This is a genomic window from Nonomuraea sp. NPDC050153 (assembly GCF_044460125.1).
Lineage (GTDB): Bacteria > Actinomycetota > Actinomycetes > Streptosporangiales > Streptosporangiaceae > Nonomuraea.
Genome location: NZ_JBITJQ010000002.1, coordinates 751,057 through 776,288, shown reverse-complemented (window position 1 = coordinate 776,288; position 25,232 = coordinate 751,057). Strand labels below are relative to the sequence as shown.

Genomic DNA, 25,232 nt, shown 5'->3' with positions numbered 1-25,232 from the left:
GGCGTGTACGTGGCCACCGACATCGAACGTCCCACGAAACGGGCGCTATGGACATCGCCGACGAGATCATCCTCCTTGTGGACGATACCAAGTTCTCGATGTCCGCCCCTGTCCTGCTGTGCTCCTTCGACAGCGTGAACGCCCTCGTGACGAACGTGGCTCCGCCCGAGAACGTCGTCGAGGCGCTGAACAAGGCCCGGGCTGGCCTGCACATCTCGGACGACTGTTGAAAGTGCATTCTTGAAGCGCTTGGCGATCGTGTATGCGTCACACGTTCGCTGTCGCGTCCGGAATCTGACAGACGAAAGGCCTCCGACCTGCTGGTTCAGGTCGAAGGTTCTTCGTAGTGGCGGTGGTGGTGGGATTTGAACCCGTCCGCCCACCCCTTTGGGCCTGTGATGATAAGGCGTCGCTCAACGCTTTCTCAACACCGCCTCAACACGGCACGCCGCACATTGAGCGCATGCGAACCTTACTGGCAGCCGCGGGCGCCGCGTCGATCGCCCTCACCCTCGTCCCCGCGCCGGCCGCCCAGGCCAAGCAGGCCTCGGCCTACCGCATCGTCAACTCCCGCACCGGCCAGTGCCTGGCCGTCCCCAATGGCACGAAGAAGTTCGGGGCCCGCATCATCCAGTGGCCCTGCAACGGCAGCAACAGTCAGAAGTGGTACTTCAACCCTTACGACGACTTTAACGGCGGGCAGTACATCAACGCCGCCTCCAACATGTGCCTCGCCATCAACAAGCCAGGAAAGGGCGCGCCGATCCGCCAACTGCCGTGCACCGGCACCACCCGGGACATCTGGATGGTCTGGGGGGCGTCCAACCTGCAGAACGCCGGCTACAAGGGCTGCCTGGCGGTCCCGAACGGTACGCGCGCCCGCGGCGCCAAGATGATCGCCTGGCCCTGCCTGAACAGCGCCTCCCAGGAGTGGGAGACACACGGCGTCAGCTGAGGCCCATGGAGCTCAGAGGCGGCCCCGCATCTCCTCGGCGACGGCATTTACGTCCTCCCTCCGTCGCGTGCCTTACTTGCCACACACGAATGACTACCAAGAGTCACGCTCGATAACTGCGGACCCTTGAGAGAAACGGCCGCAGCTTCTCCCAGAGAATCGTCATTGACAGGTCTTTTGATAGGCCAGTTCTGGGATGTGTTGTTGCCACTCGGCAGGGGACAGGCCGCCATCCCGGCGACAGATCACGGCGGTGGCGGTGCCGGGATCGACGATGATCTCACGCAATGCCCCGTCGGTGGATGAGACGAGGAGAGCGGTCCGGTTGAATGCCACGGCCGGTACGGACGGGGTGTTGAAGCTGATCGGTGCGGCCATCCGCTGATACCCGCGCCAGTCCCATAGCTGGATGCCAAGATCGCCTTCGCGGGCGACGGTGGCGAGTAGCCCGCCATGCGGGTAAGGGACAAGAGCCATGATCGATGCCGTGTGCGCGCTCTGCGGCGGGGCCAGGGGCCTGCGCAACCTTCTGTCCCAGAACGTCAAACGCCCGTTGTCGTCGCCGATCGCGGCCATGTTCTCGATGAAGAGAATCTCTCCCTCGGCGCGGGCGTCGGATGGGTGCTGGCGTATCGCTCCGATGGCCGTATCGACCAGGATTCGCCCCTTGCTGGATCCGTCCACGAGCATCCGGCGCCCGTCCGGCTCGAAGATCAGAACCCCTGATCCCGCATCGGAGACGGTGCGGATCCATCTTCTGGCTCTCACGTCCCACAACTCCAGGTCGTTGACTTCCAGGCCGTCGAGCCCCTCTTCGTTATCCGGGTTCGCGAAGAGGGGGGCCACCGCGACGGTTCTGCCGTCGGGGGAGAAGACCATGGACAAGACTCCGACGGCTCCTGGTCTCCGGACGCGCAATACGCCGATGTTGCGGCCGTTCGTGGCGTCCCACAAGGTCACCACGGGGGACGCGGGGTGGGCGAGCGCAAGCGTGCGCCCATCGGGGCTGAACACCGGGGAGTAGGCCGTCTCCGCAGGGTCGTTTTCCGGGAGATCGTCGATGGGTAGCGGGCCGCTCACGGGTTTCCGCGCGGCGACATCCCAAATGCGCACCTCCGTCCTGCCTTTTCGGCGATTGGCCGTCACCAGGAGGCGGCCGTCAGGGCTGAACAACCGCTTGTCGCTTCCCGGAGCGAGCACCTCGGGGCGGGTGTAGGGGGAGATGTCCAGGACGTTCACTGTGCCGAACCGGCCGATCACCCGGAGGAACCGGCCATCCGGCGAGATACGGGGATGGGCTCCCACAGCGCCGGAGAGAACCGAGGAGCTCAGCAGCAGTGTGCCGTCGTCCACCCGCCACAGGACCACCCATCCTCCATCCCGCGTCCCGGCCAGGAATCGGCCGTCGGGGCTGAACTCCACACGTTCCGCAGGTGGAAGCAGCGGGCTCAGGACCTCCTTGCCCGAGGAGATGTCCCACAGCCGGACACCGTCGCCGGTCGAGACGGCCAGGTGCTTCCCGTCTGGGCTGAACACGCCTTCCGTGGTGGTTTCCGGTAGACGGGGGGCCCGGAGCGGCTTTCGCTTCTTGATGTCCCAGAGCTCCACCTTCCGCCCCGAGTTCGCTGTGCTGTCGGGGCGCGATGGGGTGCTCGTCGATTTCTTGGCCTGCGCCTGGATGACCAGGGCCAGCCGGCCGTCCGGGCTGATGGCACTGACCGGCTCGTCGAGCGCTCGTGTCCGGTCCGCGATGCTCAAGGCTTCGTTCATCCCATCGCGGACCCCGATGAGAAAGCGCCCGTCCGGGCTGAACTTCGTAGGGTCGAGGCGGGGGAAGGCCACGCCGAGGTCCGTCAGGCCTCCGGCGCCGACGGTCCACAGCTGTGCGTTGGTCCCGTCGTCCACCGCCAGCGTACGGCCGTCAGGACTCCACACCACTTCCGAGACAGGTTGCCCCGTCCATTTGGCGCTCGCGACCTCCTTCTTCGTGGCCAGGTCGAGCACGTGCAGTGCGCCCGGCTGGACCGCCGGACCAGGTGTGTAGACGGCCAGTTTGGTGCCATCCACGCTGAGCCCATGCCCCAAGTCCGTCGCGCTGTACGGGGCGGTGACGACGTCCACCAAGGGCAGCGCCATCGAGTCGATCAGCTCGCTCTTGGCCTCGGGGACCGGGGCGATCCGCCAGGCCGCTGCGCTCAGTCGGCGGGCCAGCTTCGGGTCGCTCATCCGCAGGGTGTCCGCGCGCCTGGCGGCCAGCCGGGCCGTCGCCTCCTCCAGCCGATCGTCGGCCAGGCCCGCCTGCCGGATGGCGACTCCCGCCGCGACCATGGAGGCGACCAGCAAGACCACCAGAACGGCCGAGACGGCGACCCGCCTCTGGGATGTGCGCCGGGCCAGTGCCGCGCTCGCGTCAACGAAGTTCCGTTCCAGGGGTGTGAGGTCGTCGCGGTCACGCGGCTCGATGAACAGCTTGTCGACGACGGCCAGGCGGGTGCCCCGGTAGAGGAGCCCGGCGTCCCGGCCATGCGCCTCCCAGGCTTCGGCCGCGTTGGTCAACTGCCGATGTGTGCGCAGGCGATCGCGTCCTTCGTCCACCCATCCACGCAGTCGCGGCCACGACTCGATCAAGGCCTCGTGCGCGATCTCCACGGTGTCCTGGTGCAGCGTGAGCAGCCTGGCCCTGGCCAGGTGCTCGATGACCAGCGCGGTGTCCGCCTCCCCGTACGGGTCCAGCTCAGCCCGGTCAGCGGGACGGCGGGTGTCCTGGGCCTGCTCGCCTGGTTGGATCAGCCTGAGCAGGATCCGCCGGGCGATCCTCGCCTGTTCCTGCGACAGGCCGGCGTACAGCTCCTCCGCGGTATGGCTGATCGCCCCGTGGACCCTGCCCACGCTCTCGTAGGCGTCCAAGGTCAGCATCTTGCCCGTACGGCGGCGCCAGACCTCCCGCAGCGCGTGCGACATCAGCGGAAGCGCCCCGGGCTCGTCGGCGACGTCGGCGACGATCTCGGCAGTCAGCGCTCGCTCCACGGTCAAACCCTCGGCCATGGCCGGCTGCACTATCGCTTCCCTGAGCTCGTCCGGTTGCATCGGCCCCACCAGCAGGTTGGCCTCACGCAGGGCCGCGGTGAGCTCGCGGTGCTCGGCGCATCGCCCGTAGAAGTCGGCGCGCACCGCTATCACCACTCTCATCCGGCTCTGCGGTTGCCGCGCGCTGAGCAGCAGGTCGATGAACTGCCCACGCTCGCGCTGGTCCTGGCAGAGCGTGAACACCTCCTCGAACTGGTCGACCACGATCAGCGTGTCGGAGTCGCCCTCGCCAGGGAGGAGCCGGTCGGCGTGCCGCATCGGGTGCTCGCCTGGTGTGAGTATCCGGCTCTGCCCGAGGGGTTCGCCCGTGGGCGTCGTCTCCCCGCGTGCGGCGGGCACGAGCCCGGCGCGCAACAGGGACGACTTGCCGCTGCCCGAAGAGCCGAACACCGCGGCGAAACGATGCCGGCCAAGCAGCTCGTGCAATTCGGCGACGAGCCGATCCCGTCCGAAGAAACGACCGGAATCGTGCGTGTCGTAGGAGGCCAGGCCCAGGTACGGCCCGGCGGCACCGTCATCGTCCGCCCTCTCGCGGGCCAATTCATGAGCGACCCGCTGCCAGCGGCGCTCCCATTCGGAGACGTCTGCGCCGCATGCTTCCACGAAGGCGAGGACGACGGGCAGCGAAGCCAGCCGCTCACCCGCCGCCGCCTGCGACAGCGTGGTGACCGAATAACCCGCCCGCTTGGCCATGGCCCGATAGGTCAGGCCGCCCGCCTCCTGGCGCAGCTTGCGTAACTCGGAGGCAAAGCGTTGCACCGGTCCCGCTGTCGGGTCCACCGGACTTTCACGACGGCCCACCACCGTTATGGAACTCCTTTCATTGGACGACGAAGACGGTTCAGATGCGCTCGCTGATCACATCACCTGTTGACCCCCGGCTCGCCGATCGCGTGCGTCGCAGACCCGAATGCCCGCGCGCGTGAGCGACACGCACATGCCCAGTGGCAAGAGCCCGCCGGAAGGTCGGTCGGTGTCAGGAGCCGCTGCCACCGGTTGGGGAGGCGCGGAGCGGATTCATGCGCCGGGAAATGCATTGTTTGCCTGTCTGATGAGGGGTGCCGAACAATCTTGCCGCCACGATCCTGGTGCCACAGGCCTCGGCGGACAAGCGGTCACGGCACCGCTTGCCGCTGGGACCGCCGGGAGCCGGCACACGGACGTGTGACCTGTCCCGGTCTGCCCACGGATCGGGATCAGTGACTGCTGATGATCGCGACCAGTCTCGTGATCTCGTTCTCCGTTGATCGACCACCTCTGAAAGGACATCCATGCGCACGAGCTCCAGGAGCGCCCCAGTAGTCGTGACCGCCCTGACCCTGCCGGCCACCGCGGATGGTCCGCGGGTTCGATCAAGGGGCGAGGACTGAGCGCCGATTTCTGCAGAGGATCTGAGTACCGCTCCCCGTACCGAGCGGGGAGCCTTTGCACTTCACGAGAGGTGATCTGTGAAAGGGTGCCCCGCTAGCTAGCGAGCTTCGGCGACTGCAAGACCTTGTTCGCCAGGGCGGGTTGGGCCCCTCGGCCGGGAGCGTGGGCGCTCAACGAGCTCTCAACAATTACTCAACATGTCAGGTCCTACGGTTCACGCAGCCGTCTGCAGAAAGGGAGGAGAACGTGTTCCGTAAGGAGACGATGATGCACAACGCCGTGAGTCGCAGCATCTCCACACTGGGCCTCGCAACCCTCGTCGCTTTGGCTTCCGCCACGGCGACCGCCACGCCGGCGGCGGCTGCGACCGCTGTTCAACAGGCTCCGGTCCCGTCGTGCGTAGTTGCAGTGGAGTGGCGCCCCAGCATCACTGGCAAGGCGGTCACCGTCTACAGCAACTGCTCGTATCAGGTCCACTTCAAGGTGATCAACGCTTGGGGACCTGACAGCCCGTGCCTGATCGTCAATAGGGGCGGCGGCCAGAAGACCTGGCGCTGGGCACGAGGCCACCAAAGCTTCGACGGACTCAGGAGATGCTGATGAACGTTTCCTCCAATTCCCGAGTGCTTGCCGGCCTTGCCGGAACAGCGCTGGCGCTTACGCTGCTGAGCAACCCAGCCACAGCGGTGGCCGCCACATCAACGGCTGTAGTCGAGTCGAGGGCGCAGGCGCTCGTACCTGGATGCGCCAAGGTACGGAGGTGGAATCCCACCTGGCACTCCTCCGCCGTAACCGTGAGCAACCACTGCTCATACTGGGTGCGCGTCAAGGTAATCGTCGCCTTTGGGCCCGACAGCCCATGCGCGAACGTTGCCCCAGGAAGGAGCTCCCACTGGGTCTGGGGCAAGGGACATCAGCGGTTCGACGGGGTGAAGAGCTGCTGATACCGCGGTACAGGTTTGCTTACGGGAGGGGCCGCTGTCCTACCAGTCGCCACAAAGGTTGCCCGGTTATGCAGCCGATGGGAGCGCGCCAACGATGATCTGAGGTCCCGCTCCGCAACTTTGGTAAGTCCCACGAGGGGTGCGAATAGGCCGTGTAGCCGATGTGGCCGGTGGAGGCACAGCCGAGTCCACGCGATCGACCCGGCCGCTACATCACCGTCATGACGCTGGAAACAGATCGGCACTCCAGTCCACGGTGATGTGCCAGACGCGGATTACGTCGTATGGGAGGGATGGCACGAGTCCGCTCATCGGTAGGGCGCTCGTATCGCTTTCATCGGATCCCGGTTCGGGTTCTGGTTTGAGGCGCGAGGCCGTCACGGATCCGCTCACAGTGTGCGTAGGCCCAAACCCGTCCAAGCCGCACCCACCGCGTCTGAAAGAGCGGCACCGCAACGGTTGCCACCCGATGTCGAATGGAGAGACGAGCTGTGGCGGAAATCGCGGACGAGGGCGACGGGAGCAGGCGGGCTCGGTTGCTCATGGAATCGGTGCATCTCGGGGAGTTGGACCGCGCGACCGACGCCCTGAGCACCGAGCGAGAGGCCATCGCCATCTACCGACGGCTGGCCGCAGTCTCTCCCGAGCTCTACCTGTCCGAGCTCGCCACCTGTCTGACCAGTCTCGGCGTGACCCTCTCCGAGCTCGACCGGCATGGCGAGGCGTTGAACGCCGAGCAGGAAGCAGTCTCTGTCTACCGGCGCCTGGCCGCGACCTCCCCCGACCGTTACCTGGCCGACCTCGCCGATGCCCTCATCAACCTTGGGACGACTCTGGCGGAGCTGGACCGGCCGGCCGACGCCCTGAGCGCCGAGCAGGAAGCGGTAGCCGTATACCGGCGCCTGGCCGCGGCCTTCCCCGACCGTTACCTGGCCGACCTCGCAGAGGTGCTCGTCGATCTCGGCGTGACCCTGGCCGAACGCGGCCTGCCGGCCGACGCGCTGTCCCTGGCGGAAGAGGCGGTAACCATTCACCGGGAGCTGGCCACGGCATCCCCTGAGCGGCACCGCGCCGGCCTTGCCCATTCCCTGGCCGGCCTCGACGTCGTCGTCTCGGTGCTCGGCCGCGACGAGGAAGCACGCCGATCACGGCCAGCGCCTCGGCCGACTGTCAGCGATGGCCCCTGAGCAGGTCCGGCACGCCCGCGACCTGCTCACTCGACCGGAGAACCCTGGCTCCTCCATCGCGCCTGCTCGGGGTCAGCCGCACCACTGTCTATAAGTACGTCCCCGAACTGGGGTTCGGCCTGGCTCCCCAACAACCCAAGAGAGGACGAAACAATGCGTACAGCGATCACACTTCTGGCCGGTGTCACACTGGCCGGTGGCCTGCTGGCGGTTCCCGCCCAGGCAGCCACCGGATCCAGCGGATCCGTCGTCGAGCTCAAGAACCTCGCCACCGGGATGTGCCTGGCGATCGGCCGCGGCGAAGCGCGCAAGGGCAAGTCCGCCATCCAGTGGCCATGCATCCACTCTCCAGCGCAGCGCTGGATGATGTCGTCCGACGGGTACCTGGCCAATGTCGCCACCGGGATGTGCCTGGCGATCGGCCGCGGCGAAGCGCGCAAAGGTAAGTCCGCCATCCAGTGGCCGTGCAACGGCGGGTGGGCGCAGCGCTGGAAGCCCAAGCGGCTGCTGCGGGTCAAGGGCATCCCGGAGGACGAACTCCGGGCGTATCACTTCATGAACGGCGCGACCCAGATGTGCCTGGCGATCGGTGGCGGCCAAGCCCGCAAGGGCAAGTCCGCCATCCAGTGGCCGTGCAAGAAGGGAGCGAGCGAGCAGGCCTGGGAGATCACCATCGTCGGCTAAGCGGTGCCGACGACGAGCGGGCCGATCATGGGCACCCCCGGATACATGCCGCCGGAGGTGTTCTCGGGGCGGGGCGCGAGCGAGGCGGCCGACCTGTGGGCGTGGGAGATGGTGGTGCTGTTCGCGGCCCGGGGCAAGGACGTGATCGAGGCGGGGGATCCGGTCTCCGTCATCGGGCGGGTGATGGAGTTCGAGCCGGACGTGTGCGGCCTGCCTGAGCCCCTGGATGCGCTGGTGGCCGCAGCGCTTGCCCGGGATCCACGGAGCGCCCGGCCGCCGGGGAGGTGCTGCTGCGGCTGCTGGGGCGCGGCGGCGAGGCGCCGCTCCGCCGCGGCGACGACCTGCTCGAACGCGGCCTTACGCAGGCGGGTGCCCTGACCGGACGGCCCGAGCCCGACCTGGGCGCGATCGCGGAGGAGCTCTACGGCGAGCTGACCGAGGCCGAGCGGGCGACCGTGCCCGAGGTGTCCCTGCGGATGATCGACGGCGACGAACTCCGGCCCGTCGGCAGGGACGAGCTGCCGGACTCGCAGGCCGTGGACGCGATGCTCACCGTGTTCGGCGCCGCGGGCCTGGTCACGCGGTCCGGTGCCGCGTACGAACTGGCCACACCCGGCCTCCTGCACGCCTGGCCCCGGCTGCGCGACCGGGTGGCGGGCAACCGCGAAGGGCTGCCCGTCCACCGGCGACTCGCCGAGGCGGCCGCGCTGTGGAATGAGCACGGCAGAAGACCGGCCGACCTACTGCACGGCTCGGCACTCGACCGGACGCTCCAGTGGGCCGCCACCGCGCACAAGGACCTCACGCTGGCGGCTCGCCCTGGCCGTCGGCGACACGGTCCACATCGTGGATCTGACCGGGTACAAGGTGTCGGTTCGGCTCAAGCTGGGGGGCGACCGCGAGCAGGGCGCCCAGGCGCCGGCGTTCAGCCCGGACGGGCGCACGCTGGCCGTGTCACGCTCCGGCGAGCACGGTCGCGTCGAAGTGTGGGACCTCGAACGCGGATCTCAACGAGCGGAGACCGGGACGGGCGCGAACGACCTCGCCTTCCGCCCCGACGGACGGCTGCTCGTGACCGTAAACCCGCTCCAGCTCATCGATCCGGCGAAGGCCGTCACCCAGCCTCCCGCGCCGGGCACCGGGCAGCTCGCCGGCGCCTTCGCCTTCAGCCTGGACGGCCGGCAGGTGGCCTTCTCCGGGCCCGGTCGGCTCACCCTGTGGGACGGCGATATCAGGAGCCGGATCGCCGAGTTCCCCACGGTGCCGGGCAGCGAGGCCACCAGGCTGGCCTGGTCGCCTGATGGGCGCACGATCGCGACGTCCGAGCAGGGCTCGCGCGTACGTCTCTGGGACGTGCCGAGCCGGCGACCGCTGGGCCTCGTCCTCGACGGCAAGCAGGCGGCGGACGGCGCCGACGGCGGGTGGGTGGCATTCTCTGCGGACGGCACCAAACTCCACATCGTCGCCTCCGACGGCACGATCCGTGTGCACGACGTGGACGAGCGGCACGTGGCCGCGACCCTGTGCGTGCGCGCCGGTCGTACGCCCACCGCCGGTGAATGGTCCCGCCACCTGCCCGGCATCGAACCGTTCACGATGTGCCCCCAGCTAGTAGGGCCTCGGGGAATACCGGAGCAACCAGTGAGGTGGTCGGAGTCGAGGGCATCCAGACGCTGTTCGGCCACGCTCGCGGGCGGGTCGATGAGGACACGGCTGTCACACTGCACCATCACATCGGCCCATGCGCGCCGCTCTGGCCTGGCTGGAACGCGGCGAACAGACCCCGCCACCGATGAAGGCCCCGGCCGACGTCAGCGAGCCATACACGTCCGTGTGCCGACTCCTGGCGGTTTCCAGCGGCAAGCGGCTGGGGCGGGCCTGCCCGCCCCAGCCCATCCGGCCCGTCAGATGAAGTCGCGGTGTTCCTCGACGCTGCAGTCCTGCATCTGGGTGTTCCTGATGTTGCGCAGGTTGTCCTTGCTCATCCAGCCGTACGTCCCGGTGCCCTTGACGCGGGCGTACACCCAGTACTTGCCGTACTTGTTCCGCGTCCAGCAGTGGAAGTACAGGACCTGGTTCGCGTGGAGCTTGGTGACGTTCCCGCACGCGGCGTACGGAGCGGTCTTGAGGTTGAACGAGCCCTTCATGACACCCGAGCCGTCGTCGACGTTGACCGGACGCGGTGCGCCGCACCCGGGCAGCGTGGCGGCCGACGCCGCGGCCGATCCGCTCAGCAGGGCCGCCCCCATTGCGCCCGCGACCGCCAGCGCCCCGAGTGTCTTGACCATGTGCCCCATGTCGTTCCCCCTTCGCCTGAACCGATCGATGCCATGGACGATAGGAACTCATGCGTTGAGCTTGTGTTGAGGATTTGTTGAGACCAGTTCAGTGGCACGCGAAGTGAATCGCCCTGGCCCAAAACTAGCCGAGGGCCCTTCGGGGTACTGTGGCGCTCACCGTGGTGCCTTCTCCTTGTACGCCATTGACGGTGAGGCCGCCGCCTATTCCTGCCAGCGCGACCCGTCTGCCGCTCAGATTGGCCTCATACGCCTCGGCCGACATACCGAGACCGTCATCGCTGACGGTCAAGCGCAGCCCGCGGGGAGCCACGGTGAGGGCAATGGAGACGGTACGGGCCTGTGCCTGCCGTTCCACCTCCTGCAGAACGTCACGGATCGTGCCATGGACGATCTCGGTGATGAGGGCGGGAAGCGGCCGTTTCGGCAGAGCCCATATCTCCACCCTGATCCCGGTCTGCAGCGACCATTCCGCCAGATGATCCTCCAGAGCGTGTGAGGTGGCCCTGCGACTGCTTGATTCAGAGCTATTGATCATCTGCTTCTTCCACTACTGGTCAATAAGTCGAGTACTCCTGATCAGGCCCGTCCGGCGGGTCGGCGGCAACCGCGGACCCGACCACACCAAGCCTCCCCGTGAGTGGCGTGTTGCTCTGCCCTTCATCTGTTCTCCGAGTTCGACAGGGAAAAGAGTGACCGATCGATCGGACTGTAATCTGAATCGGGGCTTGAGGGAAGGGGTATCGTAGAAACTGCTGACCGATCGGTCGGACAGCGTGACCCGAAAGACCGGTGCCTATCAGTGAGCGATCGAGTGGATCTTCGCCTGGTCAAGGGCGAGGAGCGGCGCCAGGCGATCCTGCGCTATGCCATGGACTTGGCGTCCGTACACGGCCTGGAAGGCGTCACGATCGGCCGGCTGGCCAACGATCTGCAGATGAGCAAGAGCGGCATCTTCAACCACTTCCCCACCAAGGAGGAGTTGCAGCTCGCCGTGATCGACACCGCCGATCACGTGTTCCTCGACACCGTCATCACGCCCGCGCTGCAGGCCGAGCCGGGCGCGCCCCAGGCCTGGAGGCTGTGGGAGGCGCGCCTGGAGTGCATGCGGCGCCGCGACGTACCGGGCGGCTGCTTCACCTCCATGGTCGCCTTCGAATTCCACGCCCGCCCCGGACCCGTCAGGGACGCCATCGCCCGCTCACACCTGGCCTGGCTCCAACTCCACGAGCACGTCATCGACCAGGCACGGGAACTGGGCCACTTCACCGCCGACACCGACGCCTGGCTCCTGGCCACCGAACTCGACGCCCTGGCCATGGCCGCGAACCTCAACGCCACTCTCCACAACCGCCACGACACCTTCTCGCAAGCCCGCGCCGTGGCCCTGACTCGCCTCCACCAGGCATCCACCCCCGCAGCTCCCCTCCTTGACGAACCGGAACGGTCTTCGTAGGGCAGCCGGTTGCGCGGGAAGACGAGCCTCGCCCGCCGCCGACGCTGACGACCCGGTCGGCCGACCCTCGGCCCGACGCCGGGCCTGCGTCGGACTGCACGGCTTCCATCAAGATCATCTATACGACGACCTCGCCTTCCCCGCTCGTCGCGCATGTGAAAGACAAGCTAAGAGCAAAGGCGGAAGGGCTCGATCTCGGGCAGATACGTCCGCCAGTCCTCGGCGGTGAGCCCGCGCCCGGCCCGCTCGCACACTGTCCCCGCCACGCGATGCTCATCGAGGTCGTGCGTGCGGAGCGTCCCGTCATCCGTAAGGCTGACGAGCTTCCTGCCGTCGGCGGAAAACTCCAGCCAGAGCCCGTTCGTGTCGCCGCCCAGCCCGTCGAATACCACACCCAGAGGGCGCCTGCTCGCGACGTCCCACAGCCTGATGCGCGCGCCGCCCTGGAAGCCGGCGATCATGCTCTTGTCGGGCGACCAGGTGAGCATCTGCGGGTCGCCGTCGGGGACGTACGGGAAGGAGCCGAGCCGGGTCTTGAGTTCCCCGTCCCAGAGAGAGATCCCGTCAGGCTGATTGAGCGCGATCCTACTGCCGTCCGCGGCCACAGCGAAGGTGCCTGAGACGGGGATCGGGGCGGCGGACGTGCCCTTCACCGGATCGACGATCTTGACGTCGGGAAATGACATGATCAGCCGACCGTTCGGCAGGAACTCCATCGGCCCTGGCCCCGAGATCGCGGTGACCCTGGACGATCCGCTTTCCAGATCCAGCAACTCCAGCGGGAGTTGACCGTTGTTCCCGGACGGGATGACGGCCAGCGTGCGCCCGTCCCGGCTGAAGGCAATCTGTTCCGACTGCGTCGCCCGCTTGGCGGTGAGCAGGAACGGGGCCGTGACCTCGCCCGAGCCTGTGTCGATGACCCGCACTGTGGTGCCGTCGACGATGGCCAGCCGCCTGCCGTCGGGGCTGAACGCCATCGCGGTCTCGGAGTCCTTCGTGCCGATCGACGGGACCAGCGGCCGACCCGATGCCGTGTCCAGCAGGTTCAGGGTCCCGGACCGCTTGACGGCCAAGACCCGTGCCCTGGGGCCTGGAAGCATGTCGTCCGGTGCGTGATCGGTGAGCGAGCGGTCGAAGAGATAGGCGACGTCAATCGTGTGGACGAGGCCGCGGTCGGTCATGACGCGCAGCGTCCGGCCCGCAGCGTCGAAACGGACCTCGCTGACGTAGTCCGACAGCTTGGCGCGCAACACGGCCTGCCCGCTAGCCCGCCGCCACACCGTCACCTCTCCCGTCCACCCCCAGGCGGCGACGTAACGGTCGTCGAAGCCATAGCCGAAGCTCTGCTCCAGCCTGCCTTCCTCGATCAGCCAGGTGGACCCCGTATCCAGGTGGAACGCGCGCATCTTGGACTGATCCGAGCCCGGCACCCGTTCGACGACGGCCAGCCCCCGCCCATCCTCACTGAACCTGGCCTTGAGCACGATCCCGGCACGCGGCAACCAGGACGCGCGCACGCGGACGCCGCGGCGCAGATCCCACAGCTCAGCCCGCTCGCCCGACCCCGTGGACGCGAACCCAAGGCGGCCGTCCGCGCTGATGGCGGTCAGTGCCACTCCTGACGGCGTGGTGCGCCGTCGGCGAGTGGCGACATCCCACAACTGCTCGCTGGTCGAACCGACAGGGACGCTCAGCAGGCGCCCAATCCCGTCGAACTCCAGCCTGCCGAGCTCGTCGGAAAACTCGGCTTTGGCGGCGAACCAGCCGCCGAGCGGACGGCCCGCGCCGACGTCCCACAGCCGCACGCCTTTGCGGCCCTGCACGGCCATGACGCGGCCGTCCGGACTCAGCGCGACCTTGTACAGGCTCCCGCCGAGCCCGGAGAACTCACGCAGGCGGCGCCAACTGGAGACGTCCCAGATCTGGGCCCTGCCACTCCCGACCGCCACGAGCGTGCGGCCATCCTGGCTGAGCGACCGTATCTCCGCGTCGGGGATCGAGGCGTCGCCCGAGATGTGTGCCGTGGACTGCGAGACGGAGTCGTAGAGCGCGCCGCGCGTTTCCGGCAGTTCCGGGCTCAGCCGCCAGGCCGCGACGCTGAGCAGCCGCGCCAGCTCGGGCTGGACCTCCCTCAGGTCGGCAGCGCGCAGGACCAACTCCCTGGAACGGGCGTCGTCACGCTGCCGATTGGACTCCCTGCGCAGATATTCGGCCGTGCCCAGCCCGCCGAGCGCGGCCACCAGCAGCACGGCCAGCGCGGCCGCGACCAGGTTGCGCCGCCTGGACTGCCTGCGCGCCTGCCGGGAGGCGGCGTCGAGGTATTCGCGTTCGCGCCTGGCCAGCGTGAGGTCCTTGCGCTCGGCCGCGGCCCAGTGGAGCGTCCGGTCCAGGGCCGAGCCGTGCATCAGATCGGCGGATCTCCTGCCGTGCGACTCCCACTCGGCGGCGGCGTTGGCGAGGCGGCGGTGCACGGGAAGTCCCTCGCGGTTGCCCGCCACCCAGTCGCGGAGCCTGGGCCAGGCGTGGAGAAGGCCGGGCCGGGCCAGTTCGTAGGCCGTGCCGGTGCTTGCGACCAGGCCGGCGGCGGCGAACACGGCCAGCATCGCGTCGACGGCCTCCGTCTCCGGCAGTTCGTCCCTGGCGACCGGCCTGAGCGTGTCGCCGTCGACCATCCGCAGGAAGACCTCGGGCGTGCTCGCGCGTTCCGCCTCGGTCAGCAGGCCGTAGAGCTCCTCGGCGATCGCGCCCAGGTCGGGCTCGGCCGGGCCGCGCAATGTTCCCGCCTGCGTGCTGCCCCAGGTGAGCAGGTCGTGGCTCTCGCTCTCGTCCTCACCGACGAGACGCAGCAGGACGTCCTTGGCAGCAGGCCGTGCACCGGGGTCCGCGGCGAGTGAGGCGGTCACGAGAGGGCCGAGCGGGTCGGGGAGCCCGGCGGTGTCAGGTTCGAAGGCGAGCACGCGGCCGACGACCGTCATCGGCTCGCCCGGCGCGATCACGTCGCCTCCCCGGGCCGCGAAGAGCACCACCATCGCCCAGGCCCACAGGTCGGCCGCCTCGGTGGCGCCGTACCCGGAGAACACCTCAGGCGGCATGTAGGCGGGCGTACCCATGAGCGGCCCGCTCGTCGTCGGCCCGACCTCCCTGGCCACCCCGAAGTCGATCACCCGCGGGCCGTCGGGGCCGAGGATGATGTTGTCAGGCTTGAGATCGCGGTGCACGATCCCTGCCCGGTGGATGGCGGTCAGCGCGGTCGCCACGCCGATGGCCAGGCGGCGCAGCCGGTCCCCTCGGTAGGCCCCGGACTCGGCCACGACCTGCCGCAGGTTGGGTCCCGGCACGAACTCGCTGACGATGTACGGAACGGGCACGTCCACCCGGGCCTCGATCACCCGCGCGGTGCAGAACGAGGCCACCCTCTCGGCCGCCGCGCCCTCCTTGGCCAGCCTGGCCCGAGCCTGCGCGCTGTCGAACCTGGGCACCTTGACCGCGACCCGCTCGCCGTTGTCGTCGTACGCCTCGTAGACCACGCCCTGACCGCCTTGGCCCAGGCGGCCGGCCAGCCAGTAACGCCCCAGGCGGTGCGGATCGGAGGGAGCCAGAGGGGCCATCAAGATCCTTTCTTCGCCAAGGCCGTTTGGTGATATTTCGTACCACGGGGCGGGGCACCGCGGCGGGGCACCGCGGAGCAAAGCCCCGAAGGGTACGGCCACCGCGTAACCCAGCTTGGTTTGTCGGTGACATGCGGATCTGGCTCAAAGTCCGGGTGGCCGCCAGGAGTTCGGTGGCGTGGAAGTGGCGCATCTTGCGCAACATGGCCGCGGTGAGGATGCCCGACTTCTGAGCCAGGTCGACGACCCTGGTCCAGGTGCGATCGGGAAGCAGGTCAGGGTTATCGATCATGGTGCGGTGCAGGTGGTCCAGGTCGACGCCGCAGTGATCATCGTCCGCACGACGGGAAGCGACCGACCGCAGACACGATTTTGCCGGACCCGTCACACCCCGCGCAGCGCATTCTCGCGCCGGAAGCGGGCGGGTGTCGTGCCGAGGTGGGCCCGGAAGGCCCGTGAGAACGCGGACTCGGAGTAGTAGCCGACCTGGCCGGCGACGGTCGCGACGGTGGCGTCGGTGGTGGTGAGCAGTTCCGTTGCCGCCATCAGCCGTGCCCGGGTGAGGAAGACGCCCACGGTCATCCCGGTGTCCCGGGTGAAGTGGCGCAGGAAAGTGGCGCGGGACATGGCGGCCGTGCGGCTGAGCCGTTCGATCGTCCAGTCTGCTCCGGGGGCGCTGAGCATGCCTTCGACGGCCGACGCGATGCGGCCGTCGGCCGCCGCGGTCCACAGGGTGGTCCGTGTGGTGTCGCCCTGCGCGGTGCGCAGCACCATCGCCAGCAGCACGGTGCACAGGGCGGAGAGGATCGCCGCGGTGCCCTCGCCCTCGCGTCGCGCCTCACCGCGCATCAGGGCGCTCAGCATGCGCAGCACTTCGTCGCTCTCGGCCGACTGCCTGAAGGAGACGTGCACCGGGTCGGGCAGGCTCGCGAACAGCAGTGAGCCCGTACCGGCGTCGAAGGTGTAGTGCCCGCAGAACAGGTCGATGACGGGCTCCCCGCCGTGCTCGCTGCGCGTGGTCACGAACACGTCGCCGGCCGTCTCCGCCGTCCCCGTCGGGCCGGCTTCGCCGTCGGTGATCACCCGGTGCGGAGCGCCGCTCGGGATCATCACCACGTCCCCGGGGCGCAGGTCGAGCAGGACCGTGCCCACCTGCAGCCGGCATGTGCCTTCCAGCAGCACGTGGAAGGGCGCCTCCAACTCGCCGTGAGCCGACACCTCCATCCTGGTGCCGGCCCCGAGCAGGCAGTGTTTGTCGAGGTCGGCCCTGAGCCGGGCCAGGCGCAGCAGTCGGCTGACTGAGTCCACGGTGAGACTTTCGGGCAGGAGAGTGAGACGTTCGAGTCTATTTGTACCAGTGGCCGGGCCGCAGACTCGATGCATGGAGATCACCACACCACTCACCGCGGATGTCCTGGTCATCGGCTTCGGCAAGGGGGGCAAGACCGCCGCTCACGTGCTCGCCGACGCCGGCCGTCGCGTGGTCCTGATCGAGCGGTCCGCGAACATGTACGGCGGGACCTGCCCGAACGTCGGCTGTGTTCCGACCAAGATGCTCGTCCACTACGCCGACGCCAAACGCCTCAAGGACGACGCCCAGGAGTTCTTCGCCCACTCGGTCGCCGGAGTCCGCGCGCTGACCAGTGCCTTCCGCGCCGGCAACTTCGAGGCGCTGAACGGCAGGGACACCGCGACGGTCATCACCGGCACGGCCCGGTTCGTCGATCCGCACACCGTCGCCGTCGGGGAGGGACCGGACCGAATCACCGTCACCGCCCCCACGATCCTGGTCAACACCGGGTCGGAGCCGGTGATCCCCCCGATTCCCGGCCTGGCGAGCAGCTCCCACCTGGTCTCCAGTGCGGAGCTCACCCAAACGCAGAACCTGCCCGAACGTCTCGTGGTCCTGGGAGGCGGATACCTCGGCCTGGAGTTCGCGGGGATCTACCGGCACTTCGGCAGCGAGGTGACGGTCCTCGAAGCGGCCGACCGGCTCCTGCCGCGGGAGGACGAGGACATCGCCGGGTCCGTCGGGGAGATCCTCACCGGCGACGGCATCCGCGTCATCACCGGCGCGAAAGTCACCGAGGTGCGTGACAGCGGCGCCGTCTCCACCGTCGTCTACGAGAAGGCCGGGCGGACCCACACCGTGGAGGCCTCCGCGCTGCTGCCCGCCACCGGGCGCCGGCCCGTCACGGACGGCCTCCGGCTCGACGCCGCCGGCGTCCGTACCGCACCGAACGGTGCGATCGTGGTCGATGAGTACCTGCGCAGCAGCCAACCGCACATCTACGCACTCGGCGACGTCAACGGCGGCGAGCAGTTCACCTACATCTCCCTGGACGACGCACGCATCGTCCTGGACCAGCTCGTGGGTGAAGGCAAGCGCACCACGAGCGACCGCACGGCAGTGCCTCACACCCTGTTCATCACGCCCCCGCTCGCCACGGTGGGACTGACCGAGAACCAGGCGCGCGCACAGGGGTTGAACATCAAGGTCTCGCGGGAGAAGGTCGCGGACATCGTGGCCATGCCCCGCGCCTACACGGTCGAGGAGACCCGCGGCGTCATGAAGTTCATCGTGGACTCGGACACCGATCTCATCCTCGGGGCCGCCCTGCTCAGCATCGACGCGCAGGAGATCATCAACACCGTCGCGCTGGCGATGCGGCACCACATCACGGCCACGCAGCTCCGCGACTCGATCTACACCCACCCGAGCTCGACCGAAGCCCTCAACGAGGTCTTCGACAAGGTCCTTCCCTGACCCGGCCCGGCCCCGCCCGCGGCGGGCACCCACCCGGGCACGGTGTGCTGTCAGGCCCACATCGCATGCCGCGACGCCCTTCACCTGGCATCGCCGGAAACCCGCGTCGGGGCACGAGGCAACTGCCGTCCAGCCATGAGACAAAATGGCAGCGGATGTCGACGACACCGACTGATCATCCGCCCACACGGCCGGCCGCGACCGGATGACGGCCTCGCGGCCGAGGAGATCTGCGGCCTGCCGTTACGCGATGACGCGGCTCTCGCCGCCGTCCACCAGCATCGAGATCCCGTTCACGAACGAGGCCCGCTCGCTGGCCAGGAACGCCACCACGTCGCCGACCTCCTCCGGGCTGCCGACGCGCCCGACCGGCACCCCCTCGCCCCGCCGGGCCAGCCCTTCCTCGTCGCCCGCCAGCTCCCGCAGCCGGTCGGTGTCGATCGGACCCGGCATCACGTTGTTGACCAGCACGCCGTCGCGGGCCACCTCGCGGGCCAGCGTGCGCACGACGCCGGCCACGGCCGAGCGGGTGGCGTTGGACAGCGCCAGGCCGTCCAGCGCCTCGCGGGCCGACCTGCTGGTGATGGTGACGATGCGGCCCCAGCCGCGCGAGCGCATCTCGGGCAGGACCGCGTACATCAGGCGTACGGTGCCGAGCAGGTTGCGCTGGACGGCGACGTCCCAGTCGGCCAGGCTCGTCTCGTCGAAGCGGCCGGCCGGCGGCCCGCCGGAGCTGGCCACCAGGATGTCGATCGGGCCGAGCACGTCACGCGTCTCCTCGACCACCCGCCGGGCCGCGCTCGGGTCCTCCACGTCGGCCAGCACGGCGTGCACGACCTTGCCGTACTCCTGCAGCTGCACGACCGCCTCCGCGAGCCGCTCCGGGTTGCGGGCGGCCACGCAGACGTCGCAGCCCTCCCGCGCGAGGCTCTTGGCGGCGGCGAGCCCGATGCCCGCGCTGCCTCCGGTGACGAGGGCGACCTTGCCCGAGATGCCGAGATCCATAGGGGCGACTATAGATCGGCAGGCCGGCGTCCGTGACGTTCAGCCGGGGCCGACGCGGGTGAGCTTGTCGGGGTTGAGCAGGCCGTAGATGCCCGTGATGAGTCCGTCGCGGATGTCGATCAGCACCACCTGGCGGTGGCCCGCGACCCGCGTCCAGACCGCCGGCTGGCCGTTGACCTCGATCAACCGGGCGTCCGAGAAGTCGTACCGGCTGAGCAGGCCGTTGAGGAACGCCATCACCTTGCGGCGCCCGAAGATCGGCCGCAGCGCGGCCCTGACCTTGCCGCCGCCGTCGTTGTAGGACACGACGTCCTCGTGGAGCAACTCGGTGAGCGCCGTGAGGTCGCCGCCCGCCGCCGCGTCCATGAACTTCGTCAGCAACCTGGTGTGGTCCTCGGTCGTGGGGCGGAACCGGTCGCGCCCCTCGGCGAGCCGGGTGGCGGCCCGGTGGTGCAGCTGCCTGGCGTTGGCCAGGGAGGTGCCGACGATCTCCGCGATCTCGTCGTACGGGAGCTCGAACGCCTCCCGCAGCACGAACACCGCCCGCTCGGGCGGCGACAGCCGCTCCATCATGTGCAGGGTCGCGTACGAGACGGTGTCACGCAGCTCGGCCGTGTCCAGCGGACCCGCCTCCGCCGTCATCACCGGCTCGGGCAGCCACGGCCCCGTGTACGCCTCGCGCTTGACCCGCGCCGAGCGCAGCTGGTCGAGCGCCAGCCGCGAGACCACGGTCACCAGGAAGGCGCGCGGCTCCCTGATCTCGCTCCGGTCGGTGCCCTGCCAGCGCAGCCAGGCCTCCTGCACCACGTCCTCGGCGTCCCACATGCTGCCGAGCAGGCGGTAGGCCAGCCCGAGCAGCATGGGACGGTGCTCCTCGAAATCCTCCACGGCCCGAATCATGCCTGGTCGCCGGAGAGGGAGGCGGGCCGGGGGGCCGCGCACCACCGCGTCCGGCGCGTCCGGCGCGGCCTGCCGGACGGCGCGGCCTGCCGGACGGCGCGGCCTGCCGGACGGCGCCGATCGGGAGCGGGACGGGGCGGCCGCGCGGGATGTGACAGCTCACGGGGTGGAAAAGCTGCGGTAAGCATGATGAGCTTGGCGAGTGGCGAGAAATCTGATCCTGTCAGGAGGCCTGTTCCACGACTTCGCCGCCACGTCGGCCGCGCTCGCGGAAGTGCTGGCCGAGGTGGGGGTCGAGTCGGAGATCACCGAGGACATCGCGGGCGCGCTGAGCGAGCCGTCGGAGGTCCAGCTCATCACCGTCAACGCGCTGCGCTGGCAGATGGGCCATGACCGCTTCGCCGACCTGCGTGACGAGTGGCGCTTCGCCTTACCGGCGCAGGCCCGCACCACGCTCCTCGACCACCTCGACCGGGGCGGCGGGCTGCTGTGCATGCACTCGGCGTCGATCTGCTTCGACGACTGGCAGGGCTGGCCGCGCGTCCTGGGCGGCTGCTGGACCTGGCCCAAGTCCCACCACCCGCCGCTGGGGTGGACGGGCGTGCGGGTGCACGGCGGGCATCCGGTGGTTGACGGCCTGCGGGACTTCGACGTGGTGGACGAGGTCTACAGCGACCTCGACATCCTGCCGGACGTCGAGCCGCTGGCGTCCTCGAACGGCCAGCCGCTGGTGTGGGCGCGGCCGGTGCGGCGCGGCCGGGTGTTCTACGACGCGCTGGGCCACGACACCAGGTCGTACGACAACGAGGTGCACCGGGCGATGCTCCAGCGGGCCGCGCTGTGGCTGCTGAAGCGGCCCGTCACCGTCACGGAGTGAACGACCAGCCGCTCCAGCGGGTCACGTCCACGAGGATCACGGGGCCGCCGGGCCGGTGCTCGCGATACTGGCCGTACTTGGCCGCCAGTGCGTCGAGCGCCGACTCGCGCTCCGGCCCCTCCTCCACGACCGTGGCCAGGCCGTCGGCGCGGGCCCACCACAGCCGGGCCCAGTCGTCCTCGTAGTGGTCGGCCAGCAGGCTGACCCGCGGGTTCTCCCGGATGTTGCGCACCCGCCTCAGGTCGGTGGTGGTCTTCGGCTTGTGATCGATCGCGGTCACCACCCGGTCCCCGGCGACGGCGAAGGTGACGGGCACCAGGTGCGGTGTCCCGTCGCCGCTCGCCGTGGCCAGCCGTGCCACCCGCTCCGCCCGGAACCTCTCGCAGGCCCGCTCGCCGTCCATGCGCCCCATTCTCACCGCCGGGCAATCGGTCCGGAACTTACAAGACCGCATGTCGCGGACGTGGGCACGATGAAGCCATGAACGTGAACCTTTCCTCGATCCCCGGCTTCCTCGCCGGGCACGCACGTGTGCTGGACCGCCGGCGCTACGACCTGCTCATGGGCGACGGCGACGCGGCCTCCGTGCTGGGGGCGCTGGAGGCCTACCGCAACCCGGACGGCGGCTACGGCTGGGGCCTGGAGCCGGACCTGCGCTCACCCGAGAGCCAGCCGGGGTCGGCGCTGCACGCCTTCGAGGCGTTCGCGGACGTCGCCCCAGTGACCTCGCCGCGGGCCGCGGCGCTGTGCGACTGGCTGGACTCGGTCACGCTGCCGGACGGCGGGGTGCCGTTCTCACTGCCGCTCACCGTCGGCGAGGCCACCGCGCCCTGGTGGGCGGGCGGCGACCCGCGCACCTCGTCCCTGCAGATCACCTCGATCTCCGCGGCCGCCGCCCACCGCGTGGCGGTCCACGACCCGGCCGTGGCCGCGCATCCGTGGCTGGAGCGGGCCACGCGTTACTGCCTCGACACGATCCAGGCGCTCGACACGATGCCGCACGCGTACGCGCTGGCGTTCGCGGTGCGCTTCCTCGACGCCGTGTACGAGACCCAGCCCAGGGCGGCCGACCTGCTCAAGCGGCTGGCCGCCCAGATCCCGGCGGACGGGCGGGTGCCGGTCGAGGGCGGCATCGAGGGCGAGTCGCTGCGGCCGCTGGACTTCGCGCCGCACCCGGGGCGGCCCGCCCGCGACCTCTTCGAGCCCGACGTGATCGCGGCGGACCTCGTACGGCTGGCCGGGGGGCAGAAGGACGACGGCGGGTGGGACGTGGACCACGCGCGCATCTCCCCGGCCGGGTCGCTCGACTGGCGCGGGGTCGTCACCGTGGACAACCTCGCGCTGCTGCGCGAGAACGGCCTTGTCTAGGGCGACAGGCGGCGGGCCGACTCCGACTCCTGGGCCATCCGGCGCAGCGCCTCGAACGCCTTGCCGTACAGGACGGTGCCGAGCACCAGGGCTTCCACGGCGGCGTCGCGCGGGCCGTGGAAGGGGATGGTGTCCATCTCGACCTCGGACACGAGCTTCTGCGCCACCTCGACGTACGGCTTCAGGTCCACGGGCAGGCCGAGCTGGCGCATCCGGACGATCGTCTGGGCCAGCTCGTCACGGGCGGGGGCGGCCGGCGAGACGTCCCAGCCCTGGTCGGATATGAGGAGGTCCACCTGGTCGCGGGCGATCTGCCACTCCTCGCCGGGCTCGGGCTCGACCGCGGCGCTCAGGGCGTAGTGGGCGGTGCCGAGCATCAGGTGGATGGGGAGAGACTCGTCCTCGACGGCCTCGATGATCTTCTTGATCGAGGCCACGGGGAGCCGGCCCACTTCGAGCAGGGCTCTGATGAGGCGAAGTCTGCGCAGGTGGGACTCGTCGTACTCGGCTCTGGTCGCGGCTGTCTGCTCGCCCTGGTGCAGCAGGCCCTCGCGGAGGTAATACTTGATCGTCGGGATGGCCACACCGGACTTGGTGCTGAGTTCGGAGATGCGCATCGCTAGATAATAGCGCTATCCAGATCGGGCGAGGTGTCGGGCCGCGCTGAGGAGCTCGTGGACGTCCGTCTGGCGGTTCCAGAGGAAGACCACCTCCAGCGGCGGCACGTCCTCTTTTATCGGGACGAACGCGAGCGTGTCGGGGATCGTGGTGCCCTCGTGGACGCACAGCGCGTAGCCCGCGCCCTCCTCCACCATGTTGAGCACCAGGTCGTGCGTGGCGGCGGCCGGGCCGAGGCGGGGGTGGAGGCGGTGCCGTACGAAACCCTCCAGGAAGCGGCGGGCTCCGGCCACGGCGTCGGACTCCGGCATGACCAGTGGCTCGCCCGCCAGGTCCGCCAGCGACAGGGCCTCGTACGAGGCAAGGGGGTGCTCGCGGTGGAGCAGCGCGCGCACCGGAAAACGGTGGACCAGCATGCGGGCCACACCCCTGGGCAGCGAGCCCGGCGCGTAGCCGAGCCCGGCCTGCAGGGTGCCGTCCGCGATGGAGACGATCTGCTCGGCCGTCCCCATGGGGGCCACGCGCAGGTTGGAGGTCTGGAGCTGGGAGAGCAGCCGGGCGACCACGTCCGCCAGCCCGTCGGCCACGCCCAGGCGCGCGGTCTCGGCCGTGCTCCTGGCGGCGGCCACGGCGCGGTCGAAGGCGTCGACCGCCACGGTGGCCTGGGCCAGGAAGGCCTCACCCGCCACGGTCAGTTGCACGCCGCTGGACGACCGGCTGAACAGCTCGACGCCGATCTCCTTCTCCAGCGCTCTGAGCTGCTCCGACAGTGTCGGCTGTGCGATGTGCAGCGCAGTGGCGGCGCGGCGGAGACTGCCCGCGCGTGCGATCGCCATCGCGTACCGGACGTAGCGTAGATCCATCCCCCACCTCAGCGTGATGATGGGCTTATCGGTTGATCACTCCTCCGTATTACAAGAGGACCTGCCTCCCGTGAAGATATTCAGTTATCCACTGGCGGCGACATTTCCGGATTGAATACGCTTGCCGAGCAAGCGCTTGTCTGAAACGCGGGAGGCGGAGGATGCAGCCGTTCGCGGGGCGGGCGGCCGTGGCCGGGGTCGGGATGACCGCCCTGACCAGGGAGTCCGGGCGGAGCGAGCTGGAGCTGGCGGTCGAGGCCTGCCGGGCGGCGTGCGCGGACGCCGGGGTCGAGCCTCGCGAGGTGGACGCGGTGCTCAGCTACCACATGAACGACTCCGCGCCCGTCGTCCAGGTGGCGCGGGCGCTGGGGATCGAGCGGCTCGGATGGCACAACGACATCGCCGGGGGAGGTACGCAGGCGGCGTCGATCCTGGGCGACGCGGCGATGCTCATACACGCCGGTTTAGCGCGAAATATCGTGGTGTATCGGGCGCTTAACGGCCGTTCCGGCAAGCGCATGAACGCCGTCTCCACCGGCCCCCAGGAGCGTTTCACGTACGGGCTGGCGGGCCCGATCCCGCTGTTCGCCCTGGCCGCGACCCGCTACCTGCACGACACGGGCCTGACGGAGGAGCACCTGCACGCGGTCGTCGCCCAGTCCAGGGAGAACGCCAAGACCAACCCCCGGGCCCTGCGCCGCGAGCCACTGGAGCTCGCCGACTACCTCGCCAGGCCGTACGTGAGCACCCCGCTCCGCACGGTCGACTGCTGCCAGGAGACCGACGGGGCCTGCGCCCTCGTGGTCAGCGGCGTGCTCGACGGGCCGCGCGTGCGAGCGGTCGTGCGCGGGGGAGGTCCGGGCTGCTCGTCGATGGACCGGGCCCCGGACGTCACCGCGATCTTCTCGGCGTACGTGGCGCCCATGCTCTGGGAGGCGTCCGGAATGCGGCCGTCGGACGTGGACGCGGCGCTGCCGTACGACGCGTACTCGTGGCTCGTGCCCCGGCAACTGGAGGACTTCGGGCTGGTCCCGCGCGGGGACCTGGGGGCGTACCTGCTGGAGCGCCGCCACGCCTGGGTGAACCCGCACGGCGGGCTGCTCTCGGAGGGCTACGTGCACGGCCTGAACAACGTGGCCCAGGCCGTGCGCGAGCTGCGGGACGGTCGCGAGGTGGCGCTGGTGACGGGGTTCGGGGGCAGCTACGGGAGCGCGGCCCTGCTCGTGCGGTGAGAACTCGTACGGG

22 protein-coding genes and 1 pseudogene are annotated in these 25,232 nt (G+C 69.4%); 13 read left to right on the top strand and 10 right to left on the bottom strand.

All coding sequences use genetic code 11. The annotated features are described in order from the left end of the window. The first annotated feature begins 47 nt into the window (after nt 1-47). Both ACIBQ1_RS07820 and ACIBQ1_RS07815 read left to right on the top strand, forming a co-directional pair. A complete protein-coding gene (locus ACIBQ1_RS07820) occupies nt 48-230 on the top strand; it encodes a hypothetical protein (protein WP_397275370.1) in 183 nt (60 codons plus the stop codon). A 233-nt stretch (nt 231-463) separates the two neighbouring features. Continuing rightward, nucleotides 464-955: an RICIN domain-containing protein gene (locus ACIBQ1_RS07815; RefSeq protein WP_397275368.1), complete on the top strand. Its 492-nt coding sequence runs from the start codon at nt 464-466 to the stop codon at nt 953-955. Between the two features lie 162 nt (nt 956-1,117). Here ACIBQ1_RS07815 and ACIBQ1_RS07810 read toward each other — a convergent pair whose 3' ends face one another. Continuing rightward, nucleotides 1,118-4,801: a helix-turn-helix domain-containing protein gene (locus ACIBQ1_RS07810; protein ID WP_397275366.1), complete on the bottom strand. Its 3,684-nt coding sequence runs from the start codon at nt 4,799-4,801 to the stop codon at nt 1,118-1,120. Between the two features lie 858 nt (nt 4,802-5,659). On the opposite strand from ACIBQ1_RS07810, the gene ACIBQ1_RS07805 reads away from it, so the two are divergent. From ACIBQ1_RS07805 to ACIBQ1_RS07780, 6 genes and pseudogenes are all read left to right on the top strand, one after another. After that, complete coding sequence (locus ACIBQ1_RS07805) at nt 5,660-6,013, top strand: hypothetical protein (RefSeq protein WP_397275364.1); 354 nt, start codon at nt 5,660-5,662, stop codon at nt 6,011-6,013. A gap of 835 nt (nt 6,014-6,848) precedes the next feature. Further along, on the top strand, nt 6,849-7,544 hold the full coding sequence (locus ACIBQ1_RS07800; protein ID WP_397275362.1) for a tetratricopeptide repeat protein: 696 nt from the start codon (nt 6,849-6,851) through the stop codon (nt 7,542-7,544). A 153-nt stretch (nt 7,545-7,697) separates the two neighbouring features. After that, on the top strand, nt 7,698-8,228 hold the full coding sequence (locus ACIBQ1_RS07795) for an RICIN domain-containing protein (protein WP_397275360.1): 531 nt from the start codon (nt 7,698-7,700) through the stop codon (nt 8,226-8,228). 3 nt (nt 8,229-8,231) lie between these two features. Next, nucleotides 8,232-8,606, top strand: a complete 375-nt coding sequence (locus ACIBQ1_RS07790) for a hypothetical protein (protein ID WP_397275358.1) — start codon at nt 8,232-8,234, stop codon at nt 8,604-8,606. Next, nucleotides 8,513-9,529 carry a hypothetical protein gene (locus tag ACIBQ1_RS07785; RefSeq protein WP_397275357.1) on the top strand — a complete coding sequence of 339 codons (1,017 nt, stop codon included), beginning with the start codon at nt 8,513-8,515 and terminating at the stop codon, nt 9,527-9,529. Before ACIBQ1_RS07790 ends, ACIBQ1_RS07785 begins: the two co-directional genes overlap by 94 nt. Further along, nucleotides 9,489-9,572 (top strand): annotated as a pseudogene (locus ACIBQ1_RS07780) (hypothetical protein); the annotation flags it as partial. The gene ACIBQ1_RS07785 and the pseudogene ACIBQ1_RS07780, both read left to right, overlap by 41 nt. 560 nt (nt 9,573-10,132) lie before the next feature. On the opposite strand, the gene ACIBQ1_RS07775 reads toward ACIBQ1_RS07780, so the two are convergent. Beyond that, nucleotides 10,133-10,516 carry a hypothetical protein gene (locus tag ACIBQ1_RS07775; RefSeq protein ID WP_397275562.1) on the bottom strand — a complete coding sequence of 128 codons (384 nt, stop codon included), beginning with the start codon at nt 10,514-10,516 and terminating at the stop codon, nt 10,133-10,135. Nucleotides 10,517-10,649: 133 nt separating this feature from the next. Next, nucleotides 10,650-11,063 carry a hypothetical protein gene (locus ACIBQ1_RS07770; RefSeq protein ID WP_397275356.1) on the bottom strand — a complete coding sequence of 138 codons (414 nt, stop codon included), beginning with the start codon at nt 11,061-11,063 and terminating at the stop codon, nt 10,650-10,652. Between the two features lie 276 nt (nt 11,064-11,339). Between ACIBQ1_RS07770 and ACIBQ1_RS07765 the strand changes: the two genes are divergently transcribed. Next, a complete protein-coding gene (locus tag ACIBQ1_RS07765; protein ID WP_397275354.1) occupies nt 11,340-11,981 on the top strand; it encodes a TetR/AcrR family transcriptional regulator in 642 nt (213 codons plus the stop codon). Between the two features lie 167 nt (nt 11,982-12,148). On the opposite strand, the gene ACIBQ1_RS07760 is transcribed toward ACIBQ1_RS07765, so the two are convergent. Both ACIBQ1_RS07760 and ACIBQ1_RS07755 read right to left on the bottom strand, forming a co-directional pair. Next, nucleotides 12,149-15,589: a WD40 repeat domain-containing serine/threonine protein kinase gene (locus ACIBQ1_RS07760; RefSeq protein WP_397275353.1), complete on the bottom strand. Its 3,441-nt coding sequence runs from the start codon at nt 15,587-15,589 to the stop codon at nt 12,149-12,151. A 384-nt stretch (nt 15,590-15,973) separates the two neighbouring features. After that, a complete protein-coding gene (locus tag ACIBQ1_RS07755; protein ID WP_397275352.1) occupies nt 15,974-16,897 on the bottom strand; it encodes a cupin domain-containing protein in 924 nt (307 codons plus the stop codon). A 73-nt stretch (nt 16,898-16,970) separates the two neighbouring features. Between ACIBQ1_RS07755 and ACIBQ1_RS07750 the strand changes: the two genes are divergently transcribed. Continuing rightward, the gene (locus ACIBQ1_RS07750; RefSeq protein WP_397275351.1) at nt 16,971-18,356 is read left to right on the top strand and encodes an FAD-dependent oxidoreductase; all 1,386 of its coding nucleotides are present in this window, start codon (nt 16,971-16,973) and stop codon (nt 18,354-18,356) included. A 243-nt stretch (nt 18,357-18,599) separates the two neighbouring features. On the opposite strand, the gene ACIBQ1_RS07745 is transcribed toward ACIBQ1_RS07750, so the two are convergent. Both ACIBQ1_RS07745 and ACIBQ1_RS07740 read right to left on the bottom strand, forming a co-directional pair. Next, entirely contained in the window at nt 18,600-19,361 is a 762-nt protein-coding gene (locus ACIBQ1_RS07745; RefSeq protein WP_397275350.1) for an SDR family oxidoreductase, read from the bottom strand. Nucleotides 19,362-19,400: 39 nt separating this feature from the next. After that, nucleotides 19,401-20,249, bottom strand: a complete 849-nt coding sequence (locus ACIBQ1_RS07740) for an RNA polymerase sigma-70 factor (RefSeq protein WP_397275349.1) — start codon at nt 20,247-20,249, stop codon at nt 19,401-19,403. 214 nt (nt 20,250-20,463) lie between these two features. Between ACIBQ1_RS07740 and ACIBQ1_RS07735 the strand changes: the two genes are divergently transcribed. After that, nucleotides 20,464-21,138, top strand: coding sequence for a ThuA domain-containing protein (locus tag ACIBQ1_RS07735; RefSeq protein ID WP_397275348.1), 675 nt, complete (start codon nt 20,464-20,466; stop codon nt 21,136-21,138). Here ACIBQ1_RS07735 and ACIBQ1_RS07730 read toward each other — a convergent pair. Next, on the bottom strand, nt 21,128-21,541 hold the full coding sequence (locus tag ACIBQ1_RS07730; RefSeq protein ID WP_397275347.1) for a TIGR03668 family PPOX class F420-dependent oxidoreductase: 414 nt from the start codon (nt 21,539-21,541) through the stop codon (nt 21,128-21,130). The two genes, ACIBQ1_RS07735 and ACIBQ1_RS07730, sit on opposite strands and share 11 nt — an antisense overlap. Nucleotides 21,542-21,618: 77 nt before the next feature. Here ACIBQ1_RS07730 and ACIBQ1_RS07725 point away from each other — a divergent pair, with 77 nt between their 5' ends. After that, complete coding sequence (locus ACIBQ1_RS07725; RefSeq protein WP_397275346.1) at nt 21,619-22,506, top strand: hypothetical protein; 888 nt, start codon at nt 21,619-21,621, stop codon at nt 22,504-22,506. Here ACIBQ1_RS07725 and ACIBQ1_RS07720 read toward each other — a convergent pair. Together ACIBQ1_RS07720 and ACIBQ1_RS07715 are read right to left on the bottom strand one after the other, a co-directional pair. Then, nucleotides 22,503-23,123 carry a MerR family transcriptional regulator gene (locus tag ACIBQ1_RS07720; RefSeq protein WP_397275344.1) on the bottom strand — a complete coding sequence of 207 codons (621 nt, stop codon included), beginning with the start codon at nt 23,121-23,123 and terminating at the stop codon, nt 22,503-22,505. The two genes, ACIBQ1_RS07725 and ACIBQ1_RS07720, sit on opposite strands and share 4 nt — an antisense overlap. Before the next feature lie 15 nt (nt 23,124-23,138). Beyond that, the gene (locus ACIBQ1_RS07715) at nt 23,139-23,987 is read right to left on the bottom strand and encodes a LysR family transcriptional regulator (protein WP_397275342.1); all 849 of its coding nucleotides are present in this window, start codon (nt 23,985-23,987) and stop codon (nt 23,139-23,141) included. 161 nt (nt 23,988-24,148) lie between these two features. Here ACIBQ1_RS07715 and ACIBQ1_RS07710 point away from each other — a divergent pair, with 161 nt between their 5' ends. Then, complete coding sequence (locus tag ACIBQ1_RS07710) at nt 24,149-25,219, top strand: thiolase C-terminal domain-containing protein (protein WP_397275340.1); 1,071 nt, start codon at nt 24,149-24,151, stop codon at nt 25,217-25,219. The last annotated feature ends 13 nt before the right edge of the window (nt 25,220-25,232 follow it).

Excerpts from the sequence above, each read along its gene's own strand:
- ACIBQ1_RS07745 (WP_397275350.1), bottom strand. The coding sequence starts at position 19,361 with ATGGATCTCGGCATCTCGGGCAAGGTCGCCCTCGTCACCGGAGGCAGC.
- ACIBQ1_RS07730 (WP_397275347.1), bottom strand. The coding sequence starts at position 21,541 with ATGGACGGCGAGCGGGCCTGCGAGAGGTTCCGGGCGGAGCGGGTGGCA.
- ACIBQ1_RS07775 (WP_397275562.1), bottom strand. The coding sequence starts at position 10,516 with ATGGTCAAGACACTCGGGGCGCTGGCGGTCGCGGGCGCAATGGGGGCG.
- ACIBQ1_RS07725 (WP_397275346.1), top strand. The coding sequence starts at position 21,619 with ATGAACGTGAACCTTTCCTCGATCCCCGGCTTCCTCGCCGGGCACGCA.
- ACIBQ1_RS07720 (WP_397275344.1), bottom strand. The coding sequence starts at position 23,123 with ATGCGCATCTCCGAACTCAGCACCAAGTCCGGTGTGGCCATCCCGACG.
- ACIBQ1_RS07795 (WP_397275360.1), top strand. The coding sequence starts at position 7,698 with ATGCGTACAGCGATCACACTTCTGGCCGGTGTCACACTGGCCGGTGGC.
- ACIBQ1_RS07760 (WP_397275353.1), bottom strand. The coding sequence starts at position 15,589 with ATGGCCCCTCTGGCTCCCTCCGATCCGCACCGCCTGGGGCGTTACTGG.
- ACIBQ1_RS07770 (WP_397275356.1), bottom strand. The coding sequence starts at position 11,063 with ATGATCAATAGCTCTGAATCAAGCAGTCGCAGGGCCACCTCACACGCT.
- ACIBQ1_RS07710 (WP_397275340.1), top strand. The coding sequence starts at position 24,149 with ATGCAGCCGTTCGCGGGGCGGGCGGCCGTGGCCGGGGTCGGGATGACC.
- ACIBQ1_RS07815 (WP_397275368.1), top strand. The coding sequence starts at position 464 with ATGCGAACCTTACTGGCAGCCGCGGGCGCCGCGTCGATCGCCCTCACC.
- ACIBQ1_RS07750 (WP_397275351.1), top strand. The coding sequence starts at position 16,971 with ATGGAGATCACCACACCACTCACCGCGGATGTCCTGGTCATCGGCTTC.
- ACIBQ1_RS07715 (WP_397275342.1), bottom strand. The coding sequence starts at position 23,987 with ATGGATCTACGCTACGTCCGGTACGCGATGGCGATCGCACGCGCGGGC.
- ACIBQ1_RS07820 (WP_397275370.1), top strand. The coding sequence starts at position 48 with ATGGACATCGCCGACGAGATCATCCTCCTTGTGGACGATACCAAGTTC.